This window comes from Arthrobacter paludis (genome assembly GCF_056782315.1).
The window spans coordinates 173,318-180,092 of sequence record NZ_JBXAEW010000008.1 but is presented as its reverse complement, the minus strand read 5'-3'; the positions used below and the strand labels follow the sequence as shown (position 1 = coordinate 180,092).

The 6,775-nt window shown below is 73.1% G+C and carries 8 protein-coding genes; 5 read left to right on the top strand and 3 right to left on the bottom strand.

Annotated elements, in window-relative coordinates:
* Window positions 1–257 precede the first annotated feature (257 nt).
* The gene (locus tag AC1Q5D_RS08885) at window positions 258–1,496 is read left to right on the top strand and encodes an IS110 family RNA-guided transposase (protein ID WP_481736784.1); all 1,239 of its coding nucleotides are present in this window, start codon (window positions 258–260) and stop codon (window positions 1,494–1,496) included.
* Window positions 1,497–1,517: 21 nt separating this feature from the next.
* Here AC1Q5D_RS08885 and AC1Q5D_RS08880 read toward each other — a convergent pair whose 3' ends face one another.
* On the bottom strand, window positions 1,518–1,667 hold the full coding sequence (locus AC1Q5D_RS08880) for a hypothetical protein (protein WP_481738223.1): 150 nt from the start codon (window positions 1,665–1,667) through the stop codon (window positions 1,518–1,520).
* Window positions 1,668–1,791: 124 nt separating this feature from the next.
* Window positions 1,792–2,835 (bottom strand): cell division protein ZapE, encoded by a 1,044-nt coding sequence (gene zapE, locus AC1Q5D_RS08875; RefSeq protein WP_481738222.1) that lies wholly within the window; start codon window positions 2,833–2,835, stop codon window positions 1,792–1,794.
* Window positions 2,836–3,008: 173 nt separating this feature from the next.
* Here zapE and AC1Q5D_RS08870 point away from each other — a divergent pair, with 173 nt between their 5' ends.
* Genes AC1Q5D_RS08870 through ybaK form a run of 3 tightly spaced genes read left to right on the top strand, consistent with a single transcriptional unit; the run spans window position 3,009 to window position 4,884 of the window.
* Complete coding sequence (locus AC1Q5D_RS08870) at window positions 3,009–3,917, top strand: sulfurtransferase (RefSeq protein WP_481738221.1); 909 nt, start codon at window positions 3,009–3,011, stop codon at window positions 3,915–3,917.
* A gap of 1 nt (window position 3,918) precedes the next feature.
* On the top strand, window positions 3,919–4,368 hold the full coding sequence (locus AC1Q5D_RS08865; protein WP_481738220.1) for a SufE family protein: 450 nt from the start codon (window positions 3,919–3,921) through the stop codon (window positions 4,366–4,368).
* 3 nt (window positions 4,369–4,371) lie between these two features.
* A complete protein-coding gene (gene ybaK / locus AC1Q5D_RS08860; protein WP_481738219.1) occupies window positions 4,372–4,884 on the top strand; it encodes a Cys-tRNA(Pro) deacylase in 513 nt (170 codons plus the stop codon).
* Window positions 4,885–4,902: 18 nt separating this feature from the next.
* Here the strand turns inward: ybaK and AC1Q5D_RS08855 are convergent, their stop codons facing one another.
* The gene (locus AC1Q5D_RS08855; protein WP_481738218.1) at window positions 4,903–6,135 is read right to left on the bottom strand and encodes an alpha/beta hydrolase family protein; all 1,233 of its coding nucleotides are present in this window, start codon (window positions 6,133–6,135) and stop codon (window positions 4,903–4,905) included.
* Window positions 6,136–6,252: 117 nt separating this feature from the next.
* On the opposite strand from AC1Q5D_RS08855, the gene msrB reads away from it, so the two are divergent.
* On the top strand, window positions 6,253–6,696 hold the full coding sequence (msrB, locus tag AC1Q5D_RS08850; protein WP_481738230.1) for a peptide-methionine (R)-S-oxide reductase MsrB: 444 nt from the start codon (window positions 6,253–6,255) through the stop codon (window positions 6,694–6,696).
* Window positions 6,697–6,775 lie beyond the last annotated feature (79 nt).

Sequence of the window (6,775 nt, the reverse complement as noted above, 5' to 3'; positions counted from 1 at the left end):
CCCTAATGGGGGTGTACCGGTCCCTCTGAATTGGTGAGACTTGGTATCCGAGCCGCTGGCGGCTGAGCACTCTGCGTCCCCGGGTCTTTTGAGCCCTAGGTCTAGATCGTGCCGCTGTCGGCCGGTGAGGAAGGCTGGCCAGAGCTCTGGTGGGATGTCGTGCCCTGTGGGAGCACTGATCCATTAGGTCGTGCGGGTTTGCCTTTCTCCCCGAGGAGGCCCGGAGCGGAGGCCCAAGGACAGGGGAGGAATCGGCGATGTTGTTCGTTGGAGACGATTGGGCAGCGAACCACCACGACGTGGCGGTTCTCGATGCCGCGGGACAGGTGGTGGCGCACAAGCGCCTGACGGAAGGCGTGGCCGGGATCGCCGGTTTCCACGCCCTGGTCGCGGAGCACCTGCCCGAGGACGCGGATCCCGCAGAGGTGGTGGTCGGCATCGAGACCGACCGCGGACCCTGGGTGCAGGCCCTGCTGGCCGCCGGCTACCACGTGTACGCGATCAACCCGGCGCAATCGGCGCGGTACCGCCAACGGTACGGGACTGCCGGGGCGAAGTCGGACAAGGGCGACGCCCAGGTCCTGGCCCGGATCGTGGCCGTGGACCGCAGCGAGCACCGCCCCGTGGTCCCGGACAGCGACGTGGCCGAACAGGCCAAGGTGCTCGCCCGGGCCCACCAGTCGCTGGTGTGGGCGCGCACCCGGCAGGCGAACGTGCTGCGCTCGGGATTGCGCGAGTACTACCCTGCCGCCTTGGCCGCGTTCGGACAGGACCTGCACGGCGCGGACGCGTTGGCCGTCCTTGCCGCCGCTCCCGGCCCACAGGCGGGGGCCCGGCTGAGCGTGTCCCGGGTCAAGGCCCTGCTCGTGCGCGGCGGGCGGCAGCGCAACCTGCAGTCCAAGGCCGAGGCCATCGTCCAGGCCCTGCGTTCGGAGCAGCTCACCGCCCGGCCCGGCATCCAGGAGGCCCACGCGGCCGCCACTGCGGCGCTGGTGGCCGTGCTCGGGGCCCTGAACACGCAGATCGAGCAGCTCCAGGGGCAGGTGGAGCGGTGTTTTGGCCGGCACCCGGACGCGGGGATCTACCTCAGCCAACCGGGCCTGGGGCCGGTCCTGGCGGCCCGGGTACTTGCTGAGTTCGGGGACGCCCCCGACCGGTACGCCGATGCCCGCGCCCGGAAGAACTACTCCGGGATGAGCCCGATCACCCGGGCCTCCGGCCAGAAACGGGCCGTGCTGGCCCGCCACGCCCGCAACCGCAGACTCGCCGACGCCCTCTATCTGCAGGCCTTCTCGGCCCTGACACACTCGCCCGGGGCCCGGAAGTACTACGACCGGCAACGGGCCAAGGGATCCACCCACAACCAGGCCCTGCGCGCCCTGTCGAACCGGCTCGTGGGCATCCTCCACGGCTGCCTACGCCACCACACCACCTATGACGAAGCCACAGCCTGGCACACCGCAGAGGACACTCCCACACTCCAAGCAGCCGCTTGACAAGTTACGTCCGTGGGATATCTAGATCGCCGACGCGATCCAGATGACCAGGGCAATGGCCGCCAGGATGCCCACGATCGTCCAAATCAGACTTCCGCGCATGTCGCTACCTCCCTTCTCCTGCCGGTAGCCCGGGGGCCACGAGAGAAGCGCCTTTGTGGCGTGCAGCACATTATAGGTTTCGCGGGCCGCGGCTCCTCATGGAGCCGTACTCGAGGCGCGTTCCGTCCCCCGGCCTCCGGCGGGACCCGCCCGCGGCGGAGACCCGCCGCGCCGGCCCCGGCACGGCGGCGGCCTAGTGCAGCGGGGCCTCGTCCTTCTGGCCCTCGCGCGCGAGCGCGGTCAGGCGGGACACGGCGCGGTAGTACTTCTTCATGTACCCGCCGGCCATCATCTCCTCGGTGAAGAGCCGGCTGAACGGCTCGCCGCTGGCGATGATCGGCACGTCTCGGTCGTAGAGGCGGTCGGCGAGGACCACGAAGCGCAGCGCGAGCGCCTGCTCCGTGATGGTGCGCACCCCGCGCACGACGAGCACGTCGACCCCGTCGACGAGCTGCCGGTACCGGCTGGGGTGCACCTTGGTCAGGTGCGCGGTGAGCGCCTCGAAGTCGTCGACGGCGATCGCCGCGTCGGGGTGGTGCTCGGCCGCGAACGACTCCAGCTCCGCATCGGCCATCGGCTCCGGCGCGGCGGGCAGGCCGCGGTGGCGGAAGTCCTCGCCGTCGATGCGGTGCACGTCGAACTGGTCCGCGAGCACCTGGATCTCGCGCTTGAAGTCCACTGCCGCGAACCGTCCCTCCCCGAGCGCGCCCGGGAGCGTGTTCGACGTCGCGGCCAGCTTGACTCCGGCGTCGGACAGTTCGCGCATCAGCCGGGACATCAAGACGGTGTCCCCGGGGTCGTCGAGCTCGAACTCGTCGATGCAGACCAGCTCGTAGCCCTTCAGGACGTCCACGGTCTTGCGGAAGGACAGCGCGCCGACGAGGTTCGTGTACTCGACGAACGTGCCGAACGCCTTCGGCCCGGGGGCCGCGTGCCACAGCGAGGCCAGCAGGTGGGTCTTGCCGACACCGAACCCGCCGTCCAGGTAGATCCCGGCCTTGCCCTTCGGCTTCTTGCCGCCGAACAGCTTGCCGAGGAAGCCGCCGTCGGACCGGCCGACCGACGCGGAGAAGTCGCGCAGCTTGCGCACGGCGGCCGCCTGGGAGGGCTGCGACGGGTCGGGCCGGTAGCTGTCGAACGAGACCTCTCCGAAGCGGTACGAGGGGCGGAACCCCTCGAGCAGTTCCTCGGGGGTGACCTGCGGGGTCCGGTCGGCAAGGGAGAGGGTCGTGGCCACGGGCGGGAGCTCGTTCCTTCGGTGCGGGGGCGTGTTCGGGCGCTGCGCGCCGCACCCACTCTACCGCCGGGGACGAATATGGCCGGGCGTGACGGGTCCCGCGGGCACGCGCGGCCCGCCTTGGCTAGGGTGGGGGAAAGGATCCCTGTCCCCGCTATGTGAACGAGGTACCCATGGCCATCGCCACCGACACCGACCCGAAGTTCTCCGCCTACGCGCACCCCGAGCGCCTCGTCTCCACCGGCTGGCTGGCCGAGCGCCTCGGCGAGCCGGGCCTGGTCGTCCTGGAGTCCGACGAGGACGTGCTGCTCTACGAGACGGGCCACATCCCGGGCGCGCTGAAGATCGACTGGCACACCGACCTGAACGACCAGACGACCCGCGACTACATCGACGGCGCGCGCTTCGCCGCCCTGGCCGGGTCGAAGGGCATCACCCGCGACACGACCGTGGTCATCTACGGCGACAAGAGCAACTGGTGGGCGGCCTACGCCCTCTGGGTCTTCACCCTGTTCGGCCACGAGGACGTGCGGCTGCTCGACGGCGGCCGCGACAAGTGGATCGCCGAGGGCCGCGAGCTCACCCGGGAGAAGCCGCAGCCGGAGCCCGTCGACTACCCCGCGGTCGAGCGGGACGACTCCGCGATCCGCGCCTTCCTGCCGGACGTCATGGACCACTTCGGCAAGCCGATGATCGACGTGCGCTCCCCCGAGGAGTACACGGGCGAGCGCACGCACATGCCGGCCTACCCGGAGGAGGGCGCCCTGCGCGGCGGCCACATCCCGACCGCGGCGTCCGTGCCGTGGGGCAAGGCCGCCGCGGAGGACGGCACGTTCAAGGACCGTTCGGCGCTCGAGGCGATCTACCTCGGCGAGGCGGGGCTGCAGCCGGGGGACGACGTCGTCGCCTACTGCCGGATCGGCGAGCGGTCCAGCCACACCTGGTTCGTCCTCACCCACCTGCTCGGCTTCGAGAAGGTGCGCAACTACGACGGCTCGTGGACCGAGTGGGGCAACGCCGTGCGCGTGCCGATCGCCGTCGGCACGGAGCGCGGCGAGGCGCCGGCGGGCCGGGGCAACTAGCGTGGCCGGCCCCCTGCCCGCCGCCCTGGCGGAGATCGTCGACGACTTCAACGCCCTGACGGAGCCGGAGCGCCTCGAGCTGCTGCTGGAGTTCTCCGAGTCCCTGCCGGAGGTCCCGGCGCGGCTCGCGGACCACCCGGAGCTGATGGAGCAGGTCGTGGAGTGCCAGTCGCCCCTGTTCCTCACGATCGAGGTCGGCCCGGCGCCCGAGCACCGGGTGGACCTGTTCTTCTCCGCGCCCCCCGAGGCGCCGACCACGCGCGGATTCGCGGGCGTCCTCCACGAGGGCCTCGACGGGCTGCCCGCGGAGACGGTGCTCGCCGTGCCGGACGACATGCCGCACCAGCTCGGCCTGACGCGGGCCATCACGCCCCTGCGCATGCGCGGCATGACGGCGATGCTCGGCCGCATCAAGCGCAAGGTGCGCGAGGCCGTGCCCGCGGGCGCCTAGCGCGTGGGCGGCAAGCGGGGGCGCACGGCCTCCGGGGGCACGCCGGCGACGGCAGCGCTCGAGGCCGCGGGCGTCCCGTACACGGTGCACGCCTACGCGCACGACCCGGCGGCGAAGTCGTTCGGGCTGGAGGCGGCGGCCGAGCTGGGGGTCGAGCCCGGGCGCGTCTACAAGACGCTGCTCGTCGACACGGGCGCGTCCGGCGCGGCCGCCCTGGCGGTCGGCGTCGTGCCGGTGGACCGCTCCCTGGACCTGCGCGCGCTCGCGGCCGCGCTGGGCCTCAAGCGCGTGGCGATGGCCGATCCCGCGCACGCCGAGCGGCGCACCGGCTACGTCGTCGGCGGCATCTCGCCCCTGGGCCAGCGGCAGCGGCACCGGACCGTGCTCGACTCGTCCGCCCTCGCCTGGCCCACCGTGTTCGTGTCCGGCGGACGCCGCGGCCTGGACCTCGAGCTGGCCCCGGCGGACCTCGCGGCCCTGCTGGACGCGGCCACCGCGCCCATCGCGGCGCAGTAGCGGTGCCGGCCGGTGCGGCTACGCCGCGCCGGGGCGCGGCGCGTCGAGGAGCGCGGAGAGCCAGCCGACGACGGCGTCGTCCCAGCGCTGCGGGTCCACGTTCCACTCGTGCGTGTGGCCGGCCCGGCTGAAGCGCACGAACTCCACGAGCTCCGGATTCAACTGCGCCAGGTGGGCGGACGGACCCACGGGGACGAAGTCGTCGTCCTCGCTGTGCAGGATCAGGGTCGGGGTGCGCAACTGGTCCGCGCGCGCCTCCCAGTCCAGGGCGCGCAGGTCCACGGGCGCCGCCATTCCGGTGAGGCGCCGGCCCGCCGGATTGCCCAGCAGCCACTGGCCCATCCGCCCGGCCGCCACCGGGATCCGGTTGACCCGCGCCTGGTGCGCGAGCACGTCGACCCAGTTCACAACCGGGCCGTCGAGGACCAGCGCGCGCAGGCGCTGGCGGTGGCGGGACCGGTCGGCGACCTGCAGGCTGATGGCCCCGCCCATGGACCACCCGAACAGGACGACGTCCCGGGCCCCGCGCTCCACGGCGTAGTCGATGGCCGCCTCGACGTCGGCCCACTCCGTCGCGCCCAGGCCGTAGCGGCCATCGGGCGCCGGCGGGGCCAGCCCGTCGTTGCGGTAGGAGATCAGCAGGCTCGTCACGCCGAGCCGGCCCGCGGCGCCCAGTCCGCGCAGGCACTCGCGCCGGTTGACTCCGCGGCCGTGGACCATCACGGCCCAGGTGTCCGCCCGGTGGGTGCCCGGGACGAGCCACGCCGGGGCGCTCCCGCCGGGCACCTCGATCGGCACCTCGGTGGCGGCGGCGCCGGCGTCGGCCGGGGTCTCGAAGACGACGCCGGAGAGCCTTCCGCGGACGGCCTGGGACAGGTCGCCGGAGTACACGTGCTCCACGGCGCGGGACACCGTGCCCTCGGCGGGGGTGAAGGACACGATCCGGCCGATCCGCGCGTGGCCGCGGTCGCCGTCGAAGAACAGGGAGTAGCGGCCCTCGGTCGTGGTCTCGCCCTGGGCCGGCAGGATGACCTCGGGGCCGTCCTCCCCCTGCACGAGCGCCAGGATCGGCAGGTCCTCGATGGGCACCGGGGACGGGGTCACGACCCTCCGGGCGAAGTAGCCGGCGAGGGCGGAGACGCTGCCCGCCAGCAACGACCCGGCCCCCAGGCCGACCGCCGCGCCGAGCGCGCCCCAGCGGACCACGGGGGCCGGCGGGGCGGCCCCGCGAAGCGGGACGGACGGTTGCATGGGGACATCATCCCAAGCGCGCCCCCACGCCCGCCAATCACCGCGCCGGAACGGGCGCACGGCGTGTCGCGGACGACGGCCCCCGCCGACGGGAATGACTCGGCCCTCCCGCTCGTTGTGCCGGACGTGGACACCAACGAGACTTCGAACGCGCCCGGCCCCGTCGCCAAGAGCGACGAGCAGTGGCGCCAGGAACTGACCGCCGAGGAGTTCGCCGTCCTGCGCCGGGCGGGCACGGAGCGGCCCTTCACGGGCGAATACTGGGACACGCACGAGGAGGGCGTCTACGCCTGCCGCGCGTGCGGGGCCGAGCTGTTCACCAGCACGGAGAAGTTCGACTCCCACTGCGGCTGGCCCTCCTTCTGGGCCCCGAAGGCCGAGGGCACCGTGCGCTACCTGCACGACACCACGATGGGGATGCGCCGGATCGAGGTCCGCTGCGCGGCCTGCGACTCGCACCTGGGCCACGTGTTCGAGGGCGAGGGCTACCCGACGCCCACCGACCAGCGCTACTGCATCAACTCGGTCTCCCTGCGCCTGCGTCCGGCCGCCGGGGCCTAGGCGCGCGGACCCGGCGGCCGGCAGCGCCGCCGGCCCGCCCGCAACCCCTCGGCCGCGGCCACCGTCCGCCCCGTCCCCG

Excerpts from the sequence above, each read along its gene's own strand:
- AC1Q5D_RS08885 (WP_481736784.1), top strand. The coding sequence starts at position 258 with ATGTTGTTCGTTGGAGACGATTGGGCAGCGAACCACCACGACGTGGCG.
- AC1Q5D_RS08870 (WP_481738221.1), top strand. The coding sequence starts at position 3,009 with ATGGCCATCGCCACCGACACCGACCCGAAGTTCTCCGCCTACGCGCAC.
- AC1Q5D_RS08855 (WP_481738218.1), bottom strand. The coding sequence starts at position 6,135 with ATGCAACCGTCCGTCCCGCTTCGCGGGGCCGCCCCGCCGGCCCCCGTG.